Annotated in this window: 19 protein-coding genes; 9 read left to right on the forward strand and 10 right to left on the reverse strand. The window is 47.0% G+C overall.

The genetic code is table 11. The features are described from left to right. Positions 1-783 carry an ABC transporter permease gene (locus RIE73_RS11655; RefSeq protein ID WP_446401319.1) on the forward strand — a complete coding sequence of 261 codons (783 nt, stop codon included), beginning with the start codon at positions 1-3 and terminating at the stop codon, positions 781-783. Positions 784-838: 55 nt separating this feature from the next. After that, on the forward strand, positions 839-1675 hold the full coding sequence (locus tag RIE73_RS11660) for a DUF3598 family protein (RefSeq protein WP_446401320.1): 837 nt from the start codon (positions 839-841) through the stop codon (positions 1673-1675). A gap of 139 nt (positions 1676-1814) precedes the next feature. On the opposite strand, the gene dxs is transcribed toward RIE73_RS11660, so the two are convergent. Further along, positions 1815-3722, reverse strand: a complete 1908-nt coding sequence (gene dxs, locus RIE73_RS11665) for a 1-deoxy-D-xylulose-5-phosphate synthase (RefSeq protein WP_446401321.1) — start codon at positions 3720-3722, stop codon at positions 1815-1817. Between the two features lie 280 nt (positions 3723-4002). Next, the gene (locus RIE73_RS11670) at positions 4003-4521 is read right to left on the reverse strand and encodes a transcriptional repressor (RefSeq protein WP_446401322.1); all 519 of its coding nucleotides are present in this window, start codon (positions 4519-4521) and stop codon (positions 4003-4005) included. A 335-nt stretch (positions 4522-4856) separates the two neighbouring features. Here RIE73_RS11670 and clpX point away from each other — a divergent pair, with 335 nt between their 5' ends. Next, positions 4857-6197 carry an ATP-dependent Clp protease ATP-binding subunit ClpX gene (gene clpX / locus RIE73_RS11675; RefSeq protein ID WP_446401357.1) on the forward strand — a complete coding sequence of 447 codons (1341 nt, stop codon included), beginning with the start codon at positions 4857-4859 and terminating at the stop codon, positions 6195-6197. Positions 6198-6258: 61 nt separating this feature from the next. Here the strand turns inward: clpX and xseB are convergent, their stop codons facing one another. After that, positions 6259-6522, reverse strand: coding sequence for an exodeoxyribonuclease VII small subunit (xseB, locus tag RIE73_RS11680; protein ID WP_446401323.1), 264 nt, complete (start codon positions 6520-6522; stop codon positions 6259-6261). A gap of 132 nt (positions 6523-6654) precedes the next feature. On the opposite strand from xseB, the gene RIE73_RS11685 reads away from it, so the two are divergent. The 5 genes from RIE73_RS11685 to RIE73_RS11705 all read left to right on the forward strand — a co-directional run bounded on the left by RIE73_RS11685 (position 6655) and on the right by RIE73_RS11705 (position 9556). After that, positions 6655-6975 (forward strand): 2Fe-2S iron-sulfur cluster-binding protein, encoded by a 321-nt coding sequence (locus RIE73_RS11685; protein ID WP_446401324.1) that lies wholly within the window; start codon positions 6655-6657, stop codon positions 6973-6975. Between the two features lie 118 nt (positions 6976-7093). Then, positions 7094-7288 carry a hypothetical protein gene (locus RIE73_RS11690; protein WP_446401358.1) on the forward strand — a complete coding sequence of 65 codons (195 nt, stop codon included), beginning with the start codon at positions 7094-7096 and terminating at the stop codon, positions 7286-7288. A 2-nt stretch (positions 7289-7290) separates the two neighbouring features. Next, positions 7291-8346, forward strand: a complete 1056-nt coding sequence (locus RIE73_RS11695; protein ID WP_446401359.1) for a DUF3326 domain-containing protein — start codon at positions 7291-7293, stop codon at positions 8344-8346. Further along, entirely contained in the window at positions 8346-8939 is a 594-nt protein-coding gene (locus RIE73_RS11700) for a CPBP family intramembrane glutamic endopeptidase (RefSeq protein ID WP_446401325.1), read from the forward strand. The genes RIE73_RS11695 and RIE73_RS11700 overlap by 1 nt, the downstream gene beginning before the upstream one ends. A gap of 41 nt (positions 8940-8980) precedes the next feature. Further along, positions 8981-9556, forward strand: a complete 576-nt coding sequence (locus tag RIE73_RS11705) for a Uma2 family endonuclease (protein WP_446401326.1) — start codon at positions 8981-8983, stop codon at positions 9554-9556. Positions 9557-9643: 87 nt separating this feature from the next. On the opposite strand, the gene purN is transcribed toward RIE73_RS11705, so the two are convergent. Then, positions 9644-10312: a phosphoribosylglycinamide formyltransferase gene (gene purN, locus RIE73_RS11710; RefSeq protein ID WP_446401327.1), complete on the reverse strand. Its 669-nt coding sequence runs from the start codon at positions 10310-10312 to the stop codon at positions 9644-9646. 324 nt (positions 10313-10636) lie between these two features. On the opposite strand from purN, the gene RIE73_RS11715 reads away from it, so the two are divergent. Next, entirely contained in the window at positions 10637-14041 is a 3405-nt protein-coding gene (locus tag RIE73_RS11715) for a UvrD-helicase domain-containing protein (RefSeq protein ID WP_446401328.1), read from the forward strand. Between the two features lie 197 nt (positions 14042-14238). Here RIE73_RS11715 and RIE73_RS11720 read toward each other — a convergent pair whose 3' ends face one another. From RIE73_RS11720 to RIE73_RS11745, 6 genes are all read right to left on the reverse strand, one after another. Continuing rightward, complete coding sequence (locus RIE73_RS11720) at positions 14239-14430, reverse strand: hypothetical protein (protein ID WP_446401329.1); 192 nt, start codon at positions 14428-14430, stop codon at positions 14239-14241. 468 nt (positions 14431-14898) lie between these two features. Further along, positions 14899-15825, reverse strand: a complete 927-nt coding sequence (locus tag RIE73_RS11725; RefSeq protein WP_446401330.1) for a DMT family transporter — start codon at positions 15823-15825, stop codon at positions 14899-14901. Between the two features lie 188 nt (positions 15826-16013). Continuing rightward, on the reverse strand, positions 16014-17198 hold the full coding sequence (locus tag RIE73_RS11730; protein WP_446401331.1) for a GNAT family N-acetyltransferase: 1185 nt from the start codon (positions 17196-17198) through the stop codon (positions 16014-16016). A 333-nt stretch (positions 17199-17531) separates the two neighbouring features. Beyond that, complete coding sequence (locus tag RIE73_RS11735; protein WP_446401332.1) at positions 17532-17819, reverse strand: hypothetical protein; 288 nt, start codon at positions 17817-17819, stop codon at positions 17532-17534. A gap of 424 nt (positions 17820-18243) precedes the next feature. Then, positions 18244-18378, reverse strand: coding sequence for an adenylate/guanylate cyclase domain-containing protein (locus tag RIE73_RS11740; protein WP_446401360.1), 135 nt, complete (start codon positions 18376-18378; stop codon positions 18244-18246). A 174-nt stretch (positions 18379-18552) separates the two neighbouring features. Further along, the gene (locus tag RIE73_RS11745) at positions 18553-18936 is read right to left on the reverse strand and encodes a hypothetical protein (RefSeq protein WP_446401333.1); all 384 of its coding nucleotides are present in this window, start codon (positions 18934-18936) and stop codon (positions 18553-18555) included. Positions 18937-19330: the final 394 nt, after the last annotated feature.

The raw sequence follows: 19330 nt of genomic DNA on the forward strand, positions 1-19330 counted from the left end.
ATGAAACGATATTTGAACGTACTCCAGTTGTTCTGGAGGACTGCTCTCGCCGCTGAACTCGAGTATCGCCTCAACTTTCTGATTGCTGCCTTAAGCAGTCTCGGAAACTTAGTGGGCAGTTTATTTGGGTTATTCTTGTTTTACCGCACGGGCTACACCTTTCAGGGCTGGAGTTGGGAAGAAGCCTTAGTGATTCTGGGGATTTTCACCTTTCTCCAAGGATTTGCGGCGACGCTGCTGAGTCCGAATCTTAATCGCATTGTCCAGCATGTCCAACAGGGTACCCTAGACTTTATCCTGCTTAAGCCAATTAGTTCTCAGTTTTGGCTGTCATCGCGCACCCTGTCGCCTTGGGGATTGCCCGATGTAATTTTTTCCGGCATCCTCCTCGGGTATGCAGGTGAACGCCTTGACATTAGTTGGGTTAATTACCTGGTGGGCGCTGTTCCCCTGTTGTTTGGGTTGATCAGTCTTTACAGTCTCTGGTTTATACTGGGAGCCACAAGTGTTTGGTTTGTCAAAATTTACAATGTGACGGAAGTGCTACGCGGGTTTTTGGAAGCAGGGCGTTTTCCGATGGTGGCTTATCCCACCGTTTATCGATTTTTCTTTACCTTTGTTGTCCCTGTGGCGTTCTTAACCACGATACCCGCTGAGGTAATCTTAGGTCGCGGTGAGTTCGTCTGGGTGGCGGGTGCGGCGATTCTGGCATTAGGATTACTGGTAGTGTCCGGTGTCTTTTGGCGGTTTGCCCTCCGGTTTTATACCAGTGCGTCGAGTTAACTAGGGAAACAGGGAACAGGGAACAGGGAATAGGGAACAGGGAATAGGAAAAACAATGCGATCGCAATGGGACTGTCTACTACAAAATTTAGGCGAATGGCAAGGTTCGTTTACCAACTTCTCGCCCCAAGGAGAACCGTTGACGGATACGCCGACGGTTGTCAGCTTGGAGGGACTCAATCAAAATAAAACGGTACGCCAGGTGATTCGTCGCTATCCCCCTGATCGCGATGTCGAGGAAACGGTCTTAGAATACAGTACCTTAGCCAGAAGTGTGCTAGTCTTCGAGACCGGAGCATTTTCTCAAGGCTCAATGCAGTGGGGTCCTTTTTCCGAATTTGGGGCTGAATTGGGCTTAATTGCCGGAAATCGCCGCCTACGGTTAGTGCAACTCTACAATAAAGAGGCTCAACTGTCTCAGTTAACCTTAATTCGGGAAAAACGCGCCGGAACCGATACCCCAGAACGTCCCCCCTTAACCGTTGATCAATTATTGGGAGAATGGCAAGGTGAAGCGATCACCCTCTATCCCGACTTGCGATCGCCAGATACCTATTCCACCAAACTCACGATTGAACGCCCAGACAGTAACCGCCTCGTTCAACAGCTAACCTTTGGCGTCGGTGAATCGGTTCGCACCCTAACTTCTAGTGCGAGGATTGATGGATCGATCCTTCATTTTCAAGATAGTGCTTTACCCGTTCAGGTGGTACTCCTCCCTGATGGTGCCTCATCGAACTGTCCATTAACAATTCAATCCGGTCACAGTTTTGTCCTTGAGGTCGGTTGGTTAATCGAACCCAACCTGCGCCAACGACTGATTCGCCGCTATAGCGATCGCGCCTCTTGGGTCAGTTTAACCTTAGTCCAGGAAAAACGAATAAACAACTGAAGCGTTAACTTTACGCCCGGAAATGGTAGGGGCGCAAAGCTTTGCGCCCGATTTAATGGTCAATCTCGTCCAATTTTAGCTGTATCACGCCAGCCAAATTGTAGAGACGTAGCATGCTACGTCTCTACAGGATTGGACATTAACTCACCACCGACGGCTGTTTGTTAAAGAACGCTTCGCGCACTTGTTCCGCCATTTGGGACGGCGTTAACCCTAAATCAGCTTTCGACTGATCAGGTTTAGCATGATCGACTAACTTATCCGGGACACCAAACCGCTTCACGGGTACCAAAACATTATTGTCCGATAACACTTCCGTCACGGCTGAGCCAAAACCGCCCATCAAGCATCCTTCTTCTAAGGTGACAACCTTACCAATGCGCTGGGCTAGGGGTAAAATCAACTCGGTATCCAACGGCTTGACAAAACGGGCATTAACCACAGTGGCTTCAATTCCGTGTTCGCTCAAAATCTCCGCCGTTTGCATCGCGGGATACACCATCGAACCATAGCCAATCAGCAGGATATCATCGCCATTGCGGAGAATTTCGCCCTTACCGATGGGTAGCCCTTCCCATCCTTCCTCCATTAAGGGAACGCCATATCCATTCCCCCGTGGATACCGCATGGCAATTGGTCCTTCGGTGTAATTCACACCCGTTACCAGCATCCGTTGCAGTTCCGCTTCATCCTTGGGTGCCATAACCACCATGTTGGGAATGCAGCGCAGATAGGCTATATCATACATCCCTTGGTGCGTCGGACCATCAGCACCAACAATCCCGGCGCGATCTAAGCAGAAGAACACGGGTAGGTTTTGGATGCAGACATCATGAATAATCTGGTCATACGCCCGTTGTAGGAAAGTCGAGTAAATTGCGGCTACAGGTCGCATTCCTTCGCAAGCCAGCCCTGCGGCTAGGGTAACGGCGTGCTGTTCGGCAATTCCCACATCGATGTATTGTTTGGGCAGTTTTTCCTGGAGTTTCGTCAACCCGGTTCCCGTCGCCATGGCTGCGGTAATGCCGATAATTTTGGGATTGTTTTCGGCTAATTTGACTAGGGTGTGGGCAAAGACTTTGGAATAGCCAGGAGGTTTCGGTTTGTTGGAGGGAATCGCTTTCCCCGTGGCTAAATCAAAGGGACTTTGGGCATGATAGCCGACTTGATCTTGTTCGGCGATCGCGTACCCTTTCCCTTTGGTTGTGACCACATGCACCAAGACGGGACCTGAGTATGTATGTGCGGCTTTGAAGGTGGCAATCAAATCTTCTAAGTTATGACCATCCACCGGTCCCATGTAGGTGAAGCCCAGTTCTTCCAACACCGCCCCAACTTTGGGTACAGCTAACCGCTTCATCCCCTCTTTCACCCGCTGCAATTCGGGAGTCAAGGATTCCCCGAACAAGGGAAAATGCTTGAACTGTTCCTCTAAATTATCCGCCAGGAACTGCATCGGCTTACTCAGGCGTACCCGGTTCAGAGACCGGGAAATCGCGCCCACGTTGGGCGAAATGGACATTTCATTATCATTCAGTACCACCAACAGCCGGGTATGGGGTAAATGTCCAGCATGGTTAATCGCTTCTAATGCCATACCCCCGGTTAATGCCCCATCACCAATCACCGCCACTGTCTTGAAGTTTTCCCCCTTGCGATCTCGCGCCAGCGCCATGCCTAGGGCGGCTGAAATGCTGGTAGACGCATGACCTGCACCAAAGTGATCAAACTTATTCTCACACCGCTTGAGGTAACCCGCCACCCCATCTTTTTGGCGTAGGGTGTGGAAGCGATCATAGCGCCCCGTAATCATTTTATGGGGATAGGCTTGGTGACCGACATCCCAAATCACCTTATCCCGATCCAAGTCGAGTGTCTGATATAATCCCAGCGTTAGTTCGACAACCCCTAACCCTGGACCTAAATGACCACCGCTTTTGGCTACCGTTTGCAGATGCCGTTCCCGAATTTGACGGGCAATTTCTTCAAGTTGCCGGATCGACAAACCGTGTAGCTGGTTCGGATGGGTAATTTCGCTGATATGCATACCGCCGTAATCTTCTTTAAATCGCTACTGGATATTATTTGGCTATTTGATAGTCTAAATTATTTAACATATTTAGGCGTTAGGGAAAATGAAATTAACAAATCCCTAGGTTATCTGGCGAAAACAGCTAATTTTTGACAAATTCAAGTAACATCCAGCCTTTGTCAGTGATGGAAATCACAATAGAGTTAGGGTTAGCTCATCGAACCTCATCCCTGGACTGTCCTAGGTTCAACTCTGGGGCAACTCCCTGATCACGGATTAATGCGGATGGTCACCGTTACTCACCCGGTTGGGGATCTTCAGCCGCGATCGCTCGAGTGCAGCGCCAATTACTCGGAAGTGCGGAGGGCCATCCCATACGGAGGGCTTCGGGACAGATGCTGTGTATGGTAAGCTGACAGTCAATGAGCTGGAAGCCTTCCTTGTCCACCTGCTTCATTGCTTGTTTTAATATCGAATCATTCTTAAATTCAATCGTCTGGTTACACTGAATGCAAACCAGATGATGGTGATGATTGGGGAACGGTTGATTCAGTTCATAGTGTTTATGTCCTTCTGCTAACTCCAATTCTCGCAGGATACCCATGCGAGCCATCAACTTGACGCTGCGGTAAATTGTAGACAGGCTGATGGGTTCTCCCCGCTTGTCCAGCAAATGGAAGAGTTCCTCAGCGCTGAGGTGGTTCCCTCGGGGAAGATTCTGAAAAACGTGGAGTATCGTTTCTCGCTGCGGCGTTAACCGCCAACCCCGGGAATTAAGTTCAGCTTTCAGTGAAGCGGCTGTATACGGAGACATAGTCACCCTCTCAAAAAAACCCGATTATTGACAATGATAGTGACTGATCCCACCTATTTGCAAGAAAATCGGTTAATTGACAATTAATGTCAGTCGTTATTTGTTAGGGAACAGGGAACAGGGAACAGGGAACAGGGAATAGGCAATAGGCAAGGTAGAGTTTTGAGTTAACTTCCCCAGCTCCCCCAGCTCCCCCAGCTCCCCCAGCTCCCCCTCACCTGAAGCTCCCCTTTTGCGATCGCCGGAAACTACAATTGAAGTAGAGCGGTTTGGATCGCCGAACTTTTCCCTTAAGCCAGATTGCTGTCACTGAACCCAACAGCTCAGATTTTGATATGTCCAAATACGATTCCTATTTAAGATGTTCGTTTTGTGGTAAATCCTCAGAACAGGTGAGTAAGTTGATTGCCGGTCCTAGTGTCTACATCTGTGATGAATGTGTGGAACTGTGCAACCAAATTTTAGAGGAAGAATTGCTGACCTCTCACTCAGAAAGTCCACATTATCCCCCCTTAACCCCTGAATCCCCTTACCGACAACCCGACTATTCCCCCCGTCGCCCCCAGTATCACTTGCTCAAGCCTGTTGAAATTAAACAAGCCCTGGACAAGTATGTGATTGGTCAAGACCAAGCCAAAAAAGTCCTCTCTGTTGCGGTTTATAATCATTACAAGCGGCTTAAGCTGGCTCAGGATGATTATGATGCTACTGGACTTGATGACAGCATTACCCTGCAAAAGTCCAACATTTTATTAATCGGTCCAACGGGTTGCGGTAAAACCCTTTTAGCTCAAACTCTCGCCCAGCTATTACAGGTTCCCTTTGCGATCGCGGATGCGACAACGCTGACAGAAGCGGGTTATGTGGGAGATGATGTTGAGAATATCCTGCTGCGACTGTTACAAATGGCGGACTTTGATATAGAAGCCGCCGAACAAGGTATTGTTTATATTGATGAAATTGATAAAATTACTCGCCAGAGTGAAAAGTCCTCGATGACGCGGGATGTTTCTGGGGAGGGCGTTCAGCAAGCCTTGTTGAAAATTTTAGAAGGAACGGTGGTCAATGTACCGCCGCAAGGTGGGCGCAAGCATCCTTATCAAGAGTTCATTCAACTGGATACAAGTAATATTCTGTTTATTTGTGGCGGGGCGTTTGTTGGGTTAGAGCAAATTATCGAGCAACGTTTAGGGAAAGGTTCGATGGGGTTTATTCAACCGAATGAAACGCGATCGCCGCAACTGTCTTCGGCGGAATTGTCCAAACACTTGGAATCAGACGACTTGATCAAATTTGGTGTGATTCCGGAAATTATTGGGCGGTTACCAGTGATTACCGCCGTGGAACCCCTAGATGAAGACTCCTTAGTGGCAATCTTAACCCAACCCCGTAACGCCTTAGTGAAGCAGTACCAAAAACTCCTGAATATGGATAACGTGCGCCTAGAGTTTCACCCCGAAGCCCTACGCGCGATCGCCCAAGAAGCCTTTCGTCGCAAAACCGGGGCTAGGGCGTTGCGGGGAATTTTAGAGGAGGTGATGTTAGAAGTCATGTACGAGATTCCCTCGCGCCAAGACATTACCCGTTGCGCCATTACCCGCGAGATGGTAGAAAAGCGATCCGCCGCCGAATTGTTAGTCCATCCCTCCTGGTTGCTTAATCCTGAATCAGCATAAGGATAGGGAACGGGGAACAGGGAAAAGTGTTGAATTAAACCGTGACAAGAGTAATGAGAAATCAAATTGGGGAATCTGATTCATCGGTTAATGTTTCAATCAACACATCCATTTGCTGTTGTCGCTGTTGCAAAAACGCTTCACATTGACGCAAATACTCTACCGCTGAGGCAAATTGGTCAAATACCTCGGCTAACTCCAGTTCCCCCCGTTCGATTTGCTCAATAATTGTCTCAACCTGAGCCACGGTCGCCTCATAGTTCCAAGACGGCGGGAGGGAGGGTTCAGTTTGGTGGGTACGAGAGGATGCGATCGGATCAACCATGAGAATCTAAAGTGTCAGTCTCGTAATAAACTTAAGGATAGCCTGGAATCCGGCACCAAACGTTAAAATAATCCCGGTCAATATTTTTTCCCGAACCGGGAAAGTCAACCTGGAAAGCCGCTAAGAGGTACAATGCCCAAGACTTACACCGTCGAAATCAATCACCAAGGTACAACCCACACCATAGAAGTCCCAGAGGACAAAAAAATTCTTCAGGCTGCGGAGGAACAAGGGATAGATTTACCCAATTCCTGCAATGCTGGCGTTTGTACAACCTGTGCCGCTAAAATCATTGAGGGGTCTGTGGATCAAAGCGAAGGGATGGGACTTGGACCCGAATTGCAAGAGGAAGGGTATGTCTTGCTTTGTATCGCCTTACCGCGCTCTAATCTGAAAGTTGAATCCGGTAAGGAAGACGAGGTGTATGATCGCCAATTCGGTCAACCGTCTTGAGTCAGCCGAGAGGACGCAGAATTATCGGGGTAGGTTGTACCGAAAAAATGATAACTTGATTCGCACCTGCCCTGATGGAGAAGCCTTGATAATTTATGTAGTTTACCCCCTTAAACCCATGACAACTCACTTCATTACTGCTGAAATTGACCTCCAGGAGTCACCGAAACAACTCCATCAAGCCATTGAGACACAACTGCAAAAACAGGGAGAACCCCTGCGTTGGGCGGTTACGGCGGTGGATACTCAGGAGCAAAAGGCTCAGGTTGAAGCGATTGTCACCAAGTCCGATTCTCAACCGTCCACCCCTTAATCATTGTGCGTCCTTATACTGTTGTTTTAATCGTTCCCACAGGAATTGGCGCATCCATTGGTGGCTATGCGGGAGACGCTTTACCTGTCGCCAGAGCGATCGCCCAAGTCTGCGATCGCCTAATTACTCACCCCAATGTCCTCAATGGTGCCCAACTCTATTGGAATTTGCCCAACGCCCTCTATGTCGAAGGCTATGGGCTTGACAAATTTGCCGCTGGATGCTGGGGATTACAACCTGTGCATCAAAATCGGGTGGGATTAATTCTCGACCAGGGGATTGAACCGGACCTGCGTTTGCGTCACCTGCAAGCGGCTGATGCCACCAGAGCTACACTGGGACTGAATCTAACCGACTACGTAATCACCGACGCGCCCCTTAATGTGGAACTGCGGACAGCGCCATCGGGGGCGAGTTGGGGTACAATAGGTAATCCCGATAGTTTGTTGCGATCGGTAGAGGTACTGATTCAACAGGCAAAAGCAGAGGCGATCGCAGTGGTGGCTCGTTTTCCCGATGATCTGGGAAGCGAAGCCCTAGAAGCATACCGACAGGGACAAGGAGTCGATCCGCTGGCAGGTGCAGAAGCCGTGATCTCTCACCTAATCGTGCGAACCTTCCAAATCCCTTGCGCCCACGCCCCGGCATTAATGCCTCTTCCCCTAGAACCGAACTTGTCGCCGCGATCAGCCGCCGAGGAATTAGGCTATACGTTTCTACCCTGTGTGCTAGTGGGATTAAGTCGCGCCCCCCAACTTCAGGTGACGCCGCGTCAACCGGGAACAATTTGGGCAGAGGATGTGGATGCGGTAGTAATTCCCGCTAGTGCCTGTGGTGGTAGTGCCTTGTTAAGCTTAAGTCAGTTACGGACTCAAATTATTGCCGTTGAGGATAACCAAACCTCAATGCAAGTGCCTCCAGAACCTTTGGCAATCAAAGCGGTGCGAGTACACTCGTATTTAGAGGCACTGGGTATGTTAGTCACCCATCGCGCTGGAATTAGTGCCGATGCTCTGAGTCCCTCCCTGTCGTCTATGCATCGCTTATCTATAGATTAGTGAGTACACAGCTTCCCGATAACCCTGACTTTGAACCCCTCACCCGCACCCAAGTGTTAGTTGCCATGGGGATAACCGCGATCGTTTTACTCGTCGTGGCTAAACTCTGGCTGAAATTTGGGTCGGTGACACTGTTATCCCTAGACTTTACTGTAGAAGGATTACTCATCGGATTAGGTATAGGCTTAGGAATTACCGCGATGAGTAGTGTGGTTTATCGCCTCTGGTCAGCCTACCGTAAAAGTGCTGACGTTTACCTCAACTTGGTTTTAAAGCCGTTGGTGTTACCGGATCTGATTTGGTTGGGGTTACTTCCGGGTATGAGTGAAGAGTTGCTATTTCGGGGAGTGATGTTACCCGCCATTGGTTTGAACGCCGTGGGTGTGATTATTTCTAGCTTGGTATTTGGCGTTTTACATTTGAGTGGTTCCCAACAGTGGCCCTATGTGGTTTGGGCAACGATTGTGGGATTATTATTGGGGGTTAGTGCTGTCGGTACAGGGAATTTGCTGGTTCCGATTGTGGCTCATGTGGCGACCAATTGGCTGTCTAGCTTCCTTTGGAAGTTGGGACATCGAGAGGTTGAAGCCTGAACAATTGATTGGATGATTTGGTATTTTGAGGAATTTACGCGATGGTTCAAGCCAAACCTAGATTTTCCAGCTTTGAAGACTATTTGTCCTATGACGATGGGACAGATAAACGTTACGAATTATTAAATGGAGAGTTGATTGAATTGCCCCCAGAATCAGGTGAAAACATCTCCATCCTTGGTTTTCTTTATCTCCAACTCGCTCCGCTGATGGGACACCTAAGAGTGCGATGGGGATTAGAGCTTGAAGTTAGGGGAGAACCAAAGAATCGCTACCCTGATCTTACCGTCATTCGAGACGAGCATATCCAACAGTTGCAACCACGCAACACAATTAGGCTTTCAATGCAACCGCCTCTATTGGTAATTGAAGCAGTTAGTCCCGGACTAAGCAATAGAGAAAGGGACTATATTGATAAACGGAAGCAGTATCAAGATCGGGGCATCCCCGAATACTGGTTGATTGACCCCGCTAGGGCTACCGTTACTGTTTTGGAACTTGCAGACGGAATCTATCGGGAATTAGGTATTTTTCGTGGGGGAGATTCCATTGAGTCTTCTATAATCTCTGGACTGAATCTAACCGCACAACAGCTACTTCAAGCTGGACAAGCTTAGACTTGAATCCGCCTTCAAGTTAGGTTTTGGTGGGCATCACCTGTATAGTTTGACTTTGGCTGGGCAATGCCCACCCGAAAACGGCATTTATTTCACTCCCAAAGACATCCCTGCTGCAACTTGGGCGATCGCTTGGGGTAAAATGCGATGTTCCTGGACTTGAATCCGGGCGTGTAGCGTCTCTGGCGTGTCGTCAGGAAGTACGGGAACGGCGGCTTGAATTAAAATGGGTCCACTATCGACTTCTGGACGTACCAAGTGAACCGTACATCCGGTAATTTTTACTCCAGCGGCTAAGGCTTCCTCCTCGGCGTGAATCCCTTTAAAACTGGGTAAGAGACTAGGATGAAGGTTGAGGATGCGATCGGGAAATGCATCGATGAGAACAGGGGTAACAATTCGCATCCAACCCGCCATGATGACAAGTTCAACCTGATACTGTCTCAATGTCTCAACAATTTGAGCATCGAGGGCTTCCCGTTTTGTGTAATCCCGGTGATTATGAAGAACGGTGGGAATACCGAATTTTTCGGCTCTGGCGAGGGCTTTGATCCCAGGATTATTGTAGATCATCACTTGAATTTGGGCATGGAGTTGCCCATCTGCGATCGCTTGGGCGATGGCTTCAAAGTTTGTACCACTCCCCGATACCATAATTCCTAGTTTTACAGGAGGCGTATCTGGGGCAGGTTTGGCAGTAACCGCTGGGGAAATGAGACTAGGGGTTGTGTCTGTCGCTGGGGTATTGCTGGTCATACAGAACTACAAATTACACGAATTGCCAACAGTATCATAGTTTTCGGATGGATATTGCCGACAAAATTTTCAATATATCCGTAGGGGCGCACCGACGTGCGCCCTTTTCTTCCAAAAATACCCAGGCGGTAGGGACACGGCATTGCCGTGTCCCGGTATGGCATTGCTGTGTCCCGGTATGGCATTGCTGTGTACCTACAGGTGGTGTGGCTTATGTCTGATGAACGGAAACAAGGTTGAGCGTTTCCCCGATACAGGATTGGCTCAAGATACGATACCCTGTACTAACATAGCCAAACTCTTACCCTTCTGCCTCAGCTAGCCATGACTCAATCGACTGACTTCCTGACGCACCTCAATCCCTCTCAACGTCGCGCCGTCGAACATTTCTGCGGTCCCTTGCTGGTTGTGGCGGGGGCGGGTTCGGGTAAGACAAGGGCGTTAACCTATCGCATTGCCAATCTGATTCTCACCCATAAAGTCGATCCGGAAAACATTTTAGCGGTGACATTCACCAATAAAGCCGCACGGGAGATGAAATCCCGGATTGAAACCCTCTTCGCCCAGCAACTCGCCGCCCAAACCCGGAATCAGCGTTTAGAATTACTCCCAGAACTTGAACAAACCCAGTTGCGATCGCGGGTCTATAAAAAATACATCAAACCCCTATGGATTGGTACGTTTCACAGCCTATTTGCCCGGATTCTCCGCTATGACATCAATAAATATACCGATGAAAAAGGACGCCAATGGAAGCGTAACTTTTCCATCTTTGACGAATCCGACGCCCAAACGTTGGTAAAAACCATCGTCACCAAACAATTAAATCTAGACGATAAAAAATTTAACCCCCGAACCATTCGCTACGCGATTAGCAATGCCAAAAACTTAGGCTTATCGCCCCAAGACTTTGAAAAAGAGCAATCAAATTATAGAGGTCGAGTTACGGCTGAAGTTTATCACCATTATCAAGACCAATTAGCCGCCAACAATGCCCTGGACTTCGATGATCTGATTTTAGTCCCCGTTAAACTCTTCCAACAAAATGAATCTGTCCTGGGATATTGGCACAATCAATTTCGCCATATTTTAGTGGATGAATATCAAGATACCAACCGGATTCAGTACGAACTGATACACCTATTAACCACAAACGGCGAGACTGAAAAAACGCAATGGGATTGGCGCGATCGCTCGGTTTTTGTCGTCGGTGATGCCGATCAGTGTTTTCCACCTGGAACTAAGGTTTTAACCCCCACCGGAGAGAAACCCATTGAAGCCTTGAACGTGGGAGACCAAGTTCTCTCACCAACCGGACAAAAACAACTTTACCCTCATCAAATCACGCATATCAAAAAAGGATACTTTTGTGGATCTCTCTGGTCGATTCGGGCGGGTGAACAGGTATTACGGGGAACGCCTCATCATATTGTTCTTGCCAGAATGACACCCATTGAAGAGCATTATTATGTGTATCTGATGTATCGAGCCGATCGCGGCTATCGCATCGGCATCACTAAAAGTTCACGTCACAACGATTATCGATGCGATGAACTCGGCTTTAACGTTCGTATTGCCCAAGAAAATGGGGATAAGCTTTGGGTACTGAAAACCACGACGTCTTATGAAGAAGCGGCTTACTATGAAGCCTATTATGCGGCTAAATATGGGTTACCAACGCTAGTATTTCATGGTAAAGGTCGGCGCATGCGCCTAAATGATGAGTGGATTTTTCGCCTATACCAAGAAATTGATACCATCACCAATGCTCACCGATTAATGCAGGATCTCTGGCTGCATCCCGACTTTCCCCACTACCGTCCTCAGAATGGTTTGCGCCGACAGACATTGAATCTGGTGATGTTTGGTACACCTCGATTAGACAATAAAAAATCGGCGAGTTATCACCGCATCCAATGGTGTTCTAATCGTCGTGATATTGCCACCAACTTAGAAGCGGCTGGATTTTCCATTCGTTCTGGGAAAAATAGCCGAGGATACCGGGTTGAAACCGCGAGAGTTTCCTACAAAGAAGCGGTGAGTATGGCGCATTCTATTGCCGATGCAGGTCAACTGGAAATTCAACGCAAAGCATTAATCAATGGCACAAGTTATTATTTTATGCCTTTATCTCATCTCCACGCCGGAATGAAAGTGCTAGTCGAGGTGGATGATACCTTAACCGAGGTGGAAATTGAGCAAGTTTGGCACGATGAGTATGAGGGAGACGTGTATGACTTAGAAGTCGATGTGGCTCATACTTATATGGCGAATCGTGTGCTAGTCCATAACTCAATTTATTCCTTTAGGATGGCAGATTTCACCATCTTACTAGGATTTCAGCAAGACTTTGGTGATGGGTTGCCCGATGAAACGACCCGCACCATGGTTAAATTAGAGGAAAACTATCGCTCACGCGAAAATATTCTCCAAGCCGCTAACTATTTAATTGAACAGAATACCCAACGAATTGACAAAATTCTCAGACCCACACGCGGTTTCGGGGAAGTCATTTACTGTCATCACGCCGACGATGAGTTAGAAGAGGCTCATTTTGTTGTTCAACAAATCCTGAAACTTAATCAACAGAACCCGGAACTAGGCTGGGGTAGTTTTGCTATTCTTTATCGGACGAATGCCCAATCTCGCCCATTAGAAGACGCCCTGCGCGGTCGAGTGCCTTATGTGATTATTGGGGGATTGAAGTTCTATGATCGCAAAGAGGTTAAAGATGCCTTGGCGTATCTAAGAACCATTGCCAATCCCAGCGATACCGTCAGTTTATTGCGGATTATTAACACGCCACGACGGGGTATTGGTAAAGCCACGATTGATAATTTAGTGCTGGCGGCTCAAGAATTGGGAACTCCCCTCTGGGAAATTATCCGGGATGAAACCTCGGTCAATACAATTGCTGGACGTTCGCGTCAAGCGGTTAATCGGTTTGCCCAGTTGATTAAGCAGTGCCAAGAGAATACGGAAAACAAAGAAGCGGTAGAAATTATTAAGTTTATCATGGAGGAATCGGGATATATCGATGACCTAAAAAACCAAGGCACAGATGAAGCGGAAAATCGATTGGAAAATATCCATGAACTCTATAACGCTGTCGTTCAATTCCAAGAAGAAAATGAAGATACCAGCCTAGAAGGATTTCTGGCAAATGCGTCACTGGCGTCTGACTTAGATAATTTGGAAGATGGACAACAAGCGGTGTCTTTAATGACGCTGCACTCGGCTAAAGGATTAGAGTTTCCGGTTGTGTTTCTAGTTGGTTTAGAACAAGGACTTTTTCCCCATAACCGGACGATAGATGACCCGGTTGCTTTAGAAGAAGAACGCCGTCTCTGTTATGTCGGGATTACTCGCGCCCAAGAACAGTTATTTCTTGCCCATGCCCGTGAACGTCGCCTCTATGGGTATCGTGAACCTGCGGTTCGGTCTCAGTTTTTGGATGAGTTACCTGAAGATTTAATTAGCAGTACCTTGGTGAAAGTGAAACAGCAAACGCCTTCTGCTTCAACCGGAAACTCATCAAAATCCTCTAGTTCAACGGCAAACTCGAACGAGTGGAAAAAGGGCGATTTACTGCGTCATGACACCTTTGGTATCGGAGAAGTGACCCATGTTTTTGGTTCGGGCAATAAAGTTAGTATTGCGGTTAAGTTTCCCAGTTTGGGGCAGAAAATTCTTGACCCGAAGCGAACCAATATACAACGAGTGAATTAGTTGGGGAATAGGAAAATCAATGGTAGGGGCGGGTTTAGGCACAATGGTAGGGGCGGGTTTAGGGACTCAATTCAGATATTCACCGATAACTGAACAACAAAACCCGCCCTCCCCACCGATAACTGAACAACTTGCACCTGCCCTTATAAGGTAATAATCCCTAAGCCAAATCTTCGTGACAATGATTCTTGTTGTCATTAGCGCGGCTTGCCTAATTCGTAGGCGGCGGATGCCAATGTATCAGCAGCCGCGTAATTACCCTGCTGATGGAGTAGTTTAGACCAAGCATCCAGAATCTCCCAATCGTGGATTCCTTGAGACTTGAGAGACGCGATCGCCTGGTTAACCTGGTGCTGTATCTGTTGGGTACGGGTTGAATCTGTATTCAAGACTTTTGGGCAATCCAGTTACGGCAAGTGGGAAAATAGCTGAATTAATAGAGGGGCGGTGCAAAGCAAAGCCACATCAATGACGGTAATGGTTGCGGTGCGAATCCAAGAGGTGTTCATAATGCCCCTTCCTTTAAACCACGATAGGTTTGAGATGAACTATTGCATCCTAAGCGATGACGCCTGTAATGAGCTAGAGATTTCCGTCACAGGATGATTGTGATATTGAACATAGAATCGTGCGATCGCGTCTGGTTAAATTTTTCTGTGAAAACCAGTCCTGGCTTAGGATTAAGCGGTTGATTAGCCTGATTTATCGCCCAGACGTTTTCGTAATGAAACTTAATTAAGCCGAGGGCGACCCGACCCCATTAAAGGGATAGGACTTGTGAATGAATGCAGGCGGGTTGCCCCTACAGGAGAACCCAAGGGTGAACGGGTCGTTCCGACAGGAAGACCAACGGTGTTTCAAGGTAATCGACGCCCTAAAGCGATCGCGATCGAACCCGACACCACTAACATCGCCCCCAATAACCCTAAACCTGTCCACTGTTCCGGTGCAACCCATCTAGGGATAAAGCGCGAAGCCATCCAAACTGAACTTAATGTCACCAACGGTGTAAGTGCCAATACCGCACTCACTCGCGAGGCTTGCCAATGTTCCAAAGCTTCTGCAAACGCCCCATACGCAATCAGGGTATTTAACCCACAAAAGAGGAGTAAACTCAGGTGTAACGGACTCAAACTGAGAAGGGATTGCGGTTTCGTTAGCGGCGTGAACAATAAAGCACAGCCGCCATAAATTACCAGCATTATCGTCGTAGACGGTAATTTATGCAAAAGTTGTTTCTGTGCCAAAGCATAAATCGCCCAAGTTACAGCAGCTAAGACAATAATCATATTACCCAATAGATAGGTAGAGCGTGAGGTGATTACGACTTGAAATCGATCATGGAAAAATAGAGTAAATCCTAACACCAGAATACCCACACCAATCCATTGACGTAGAGTATAGTGTTCTTTAAACACAACTAAAGCACCCAAACCTAAAAACATAGGGGCTAACTGAATCAGCACTTGGGCATTTGTAGGAGACGTTTGCCCTAACCCTTGCAAAAATAGCAGGTAATTACCTCCTAAAAAAAGAGTCGCGATCGCTAAGAGTCCCAGAGACGCTGACCGCAGTTGCTGTAATGACGGAAACTGTTGTCTTGTCGCTAAAAAAAGCGCCAGCAATCCAAAAGCCATAAGAAAACGAAACCAGGTGATTGTATAAACATCCAAAACCTGAAGAGTTATGGTTAGCGCTAGGGGGAGAATCCCCCACATAAATACAGTAATTAAAGATAGCGCTAATCCCAAGCGCCAGCGACCCGAAGTTTGATGGAGTGACATGAATATAAAAAAAGTAACAAGTCATGTAGAGACGCGCCATGGCGCGTCTGCCAATTGTAGGGGCGGGTTTAGCCACTCAACTTGAATATCACCGATAACATTTAGAGCAAAACCCGCCCTTTCCTAAATTGAAGGTATAGGCTGTAGCTTAACTTAACACCAATGCCAACCCCAATCCCTAATCCCGATTAAAAGAAATCCGGCATCCAAGGTAATGAGCCAGAAAATAGTGAATTAGCTCTTGACAACGCTGCCGGCGTACTATCCAAATAACCCATCCGTTGCAGTTGCTCAGGCGTAAATAAACGGGTAAACAGAGAAGCCAACGCCCTTACATGCAAACGGAATTCACCAGTCCCTCCGGGCGTGACTTTCCCGCGTCCCTGGGACACACTCAAGATAAAGTTACCGTTATTGGCGGCAAATAATTCATCTTGAACGTGTAAATGTAATTCAGTTTCAATCTCTAAAGGATATCCTCGTTTTTCCAACGCTTTCGGAACATCAAGAATCCGCAGCATCCAACGTTCTTGTTGACGGATTTGAGCCGTTTGTTCCGATAAGAGTAATGTTAAACTATCCATCAACGAACTGTACCAGCGCACTTGCCTCACCTGAGAACGATGATCCGCGCAGAATGTCCAAAAACGCCGTGCAGCGGCTGGGGTAAGGAATGCCCAATCTTTAATATTCAGCAATAAGCCCTCAGCGTTTGAAGATTGGGTACAGATAACATAGCCTTCCGGTTGAGATTCTGCACCGATAAGATAAGCATAAACGGGCTGATCATTTGGCGCTTCCAGCAGATTTTGCCAAATCGCTGGATTTCGATTTAAATTACCATTTGTGGTTTGCGCCTGTTGAGAATATAAGTCCTGAAAAACCTCATAGTTTACGGGTTTTACCCTGAACATCGGTAAAGTGCGATCGCGCTTTTGAATCCTCTGGGTTGATATCTGCCAATGACAGCAAATCCCTGCTTGTTCATAGCCGACTTTGCGATAGAGAACTTGGGTAGCGGCGTAGAGGGCGGAAATGGGTACGTTTTGCTGATGAAGTTCCTGGAGTGTACATTGCATCAGTTGGTAAGCCGCACCTGTACCCCGATACTCTGGGGCAATGCCAACGGCGGCAATTCCTGCCATGGGTATGGACTGACCCCCATACCATTGTCCCATAGAGTAAATGGCTAAACCACCCACAATCTGTTTACCTTGACGGATAAGACGAAAATTATCTTGACCGATACGATTTAGGTAAACTTGCCAATTGCTTAGGGAACTACCAAAACATTGCGTCAGTAGTTCCCCAAGTTGTTCCGCCTCATCCGGGGTGGAGATGCAGCCATAATCAAGTTGAGCGCTGGTAAGCATTTTGCACTCTTATAATACTATTTGTATTTAATTGTAATACATGCTTGAGAATTTGCTGATCGGTTCTAGATCGATGAATAGCAGAAGGCAGAAGGCAGGAGGCAGATGGCAGAAGGTTGATTATTAGTACTTCGCCGTTTCAGCCGTTCACTATGTCCTCACCTTAATGGCAACCGCTATAAAATCCGCCCTTACCAATCTGCTGTGTGACTAAGTTTGCGAGAAGACTGATCAAAAAAGATATTGTAACTGGTGACAATTGTCACAGGACTAGAATAGCTTGTGATAATCTTTTCCGGTTGAACGATGTCAGATGGAGTCGGCGGCGTTAGGTTAAGCGACTTGTTGACTACAAGCAGGATGCGCCGTCAAAAACTTTGGGTTGTAGTATTTCACCCCCAGTTTATCCAATGTAGCGATCGCGCTATCTATGGCTTCCTTAATCCAATCATTTGGATCAGAGGACTTGCCACTGAGTTGGTAATCCATTACATGAGGTTCGCACTCATCGGGATCATAGGTTCCAGACGCTCGGCAAATACACACGTAGATGGTGTTATCAACATCTGGATTCGGCATTTCAATTCTGATGTAGTGATTCAGATAGAGTAAGGTTGACATGAACATGAGCCTAATCTCTCCGTGTTTACTAAAGGGATTTACATCTCTTAATTAATACTACTTTTATTTTTATTCGATTTCTATATTTTCGCTTCCGCCAAATTTTCGGATTATTTTGTGTGCTTTGGCGGATTGACATAGGTCAAGCTGTTTGATAAGATTAATGTTTTTCGAGAATCGTAGTAAACAAAATCAATATATATTTGTCAAACTAAAAACTATAAAACAAATCTTAATTTAATCGGGTACAGTATGCCATTTTCTGTTCCTTACCCTCATGCCACTATTCTTTCAGCTACTCCTAAGTACCTGGACATAAATTCTGTACACTGTACTAAGAAATGCTAACAAGCCTCAAACCCTTACTATTGCCTGTTGCCTGTTGTCTAATCTCAACCGTTAACTTTAATGAAAGTCCGACTACTTACTTATTGAATGATTTACGACCGATAAAAATATAAGTCATCATTTCCCCCTTGCCTTTAACCGGAATTAGACCTCGCTGCTCAAATAAAAACTTGTCCTTACAGAGTTTGTATGTCGTTTCTGTAACCTGAATCTTGTCACTTCACTATTGCCTATAAAACACCGAGCGTGTTACCGAGCGAAGTCGAGGTAAGTCGAGGTGTTGCCTATTGCAAGAAAGCCTAGCGCGTAGCGCTATACTCAAATACCATGAGAGACGCGATTAATCGCGTCTCTCCCCTGAAAATCCTGCATATAAATTTGTCTTTCAAGAGACAGCGTGGAATGCGGCTAATATTTGTTTAGGTTTCAACGGAAACTTAAACCATGAATGATTGCTAGATGCAACAGGCTTCGAGTCGGAAGCCTTCGCTTCTTTCTCCTCTAAACTATCCTCGTGTAACTCAGAAACCGGAACTAACATTGAATCATGAGAACGCACCGCCATTTCACCGCGTGCTAGCGCTTCTCGCCACTGACGCCCCGTTTTCCATGCTTTAAACTTGGCAGCACTCCAACGCGGATTCACTGGATATCCCGCAAATCCGCAACGCAACGCCGCATGGTTAGCACTGGGAATCAGGGTATTAACCCAAACATTATCGGTTAGATCGATTAGCATGAAGTTTGGCTCCTTGAAAACTGCAGACATAAACTTCACCTCCCTATTGTTGTCAACCGTACTATTTTGTTGAGTATTATCAACTATTATATTACGGATTGTTAAATTGCTACATCGCTTACTTGCGATTTACTTGTAGTCATCTTCAATCGCAACACAGCCATTTCCGGAGAAACGTGCGATCGCGCCGTTCGTAGCGCTTTAGCGCTTCCACAGTCAGAGATCGACTAGAGACCTTACCAATAGTCTCGCTCAAGGCGCAGAAATCTAAAGGGCTGGGGATTGTTCCCACCCACGCCATTACCCTTTAGCAATGTAAAGAAACCTTAAAGATTTGTCAAACGTCTTATTTATACAAGCGTCCCCGAATTTGGGGTGGCTTTCAATCCTAGCCGACCAAATTTTCTCTGCACCCAGACGCAAG

It is taken from the genome of Coleofasciculus sp. C1-SOL-03 (genome assembly GCF_040220555.1).
In the GTDB taxonomy this organism is placed as follows: Bacteria; Cyanobacteriota; Cyanobacteriia; order Cyanobacteriales; family Coleofasciculaceae; genus Coleofasciculus.

Excerpts from the sequence above, each read along its gene's own strand:
- RIE73_RS11655 (WP_446401319.1), top strand. The coding sequence starts at position 1 with ATGAAACGATATTTGAACGTACTCCAGTTGTTCTGGAGGACTGCTCTC.
- RIE73_RS11660 (WP_446401320.1), top strand. The coding sequence starts at position 839 with ATGCGATCGCAATGGGACTGTCTACTACAAAATTTAGGCGAATGGCAA.
- dxs (WP_446401321.1), bottom strand. The coding sequence starts at position 3,722 with ATGCATATCAGCGAAATTACCCATCCGAACCAGCTACACGGTTTGTCG.
- RIE73_RS11670 (WP_446401322.1), bottom strand. The coding sequence starts at position 4,521 with ATGTCTCCGTATACAGCCGCTTCACTGAAAGCTGAACTTAATTCCCGG.
- clpX (WP_446401357.1), top strand. The coding sequence starts at position 4,857 with ATGTCCAAATACGATTCCTATTTAAGATGTTCGTTTTGTGGTAAATCC.
- xseB (WP_446401323.1), bottom strand. The coding sequence starts at position 6,522 with ATGGTTGATCCGATCGCATCCTCTCGTACCCACCAAACTGAACCCTCC.
- RIE73_RS11685 (WP_446401324.1), top strand. The coding sequence starts at position 6,655 with ATGCCCAAGACTTACACCGTCGAAATCAATCACCAAGGTACAACCCAC.
- RIE73_RS11690 (WP_446401358.1), top strand. The coding sequence starts at position 7,094 with ATGACAACTCACTTCATTACTGCTGAAATTGACCTCCAGGAGTCACCG.
- RIE73_RS11705 (WP_446401326.1), top strand. The coding sequence starts at position 8,981 with ATGGTTCAAGCCAAACCTAGATTTTCCAGCTTTGAAGACTATTTGTCC.
- purN (WP_446401327.1), bottom strand. The coding sequence starts at position 10,312 with ATGACCAGCAATACCCCAGCGACAGACACAACCCCTAGTCTCATTTCC.
- RIE73_RS11715 (WP_446401328.1), top strand. The coding sequence starts at position 10,637 with ATGACTCAATCGACTGACTTCCTGACGCACCTCAATCCCTCTCAACGT.
- RIE73_RS11725 (WP_446401330.1), bottom strand. The coding sequence starts at position 15,825 with ATGTCACTCCATCAAACTTCGGGTCGCTGGCGCTTGGGATTAGCGCTA.
- RIE73_RS11730 (WP_446401331.1), bottom strand. The coding sequence starts at position 17,198 with ATGCTTACCAGCGCTCAACTTGATTATGGCTGCATCTCCACCCCGGAT.
- RIE73_RS11735 (WP_446401332.1), bottom strand. The coding sequence starts at position 17,819 with ATGTCAACCTTACTCTATCTGAATCACTACATCAGAATTGAAATGCCG.
- RIE73_RS11745 (WP_446401333.1), bottom strand. The coding sequence starts at position 18,936 with ATGTCTGCAGTTTTCAAGGAGCCAAACTTCATGCTAATCGATCTAACC.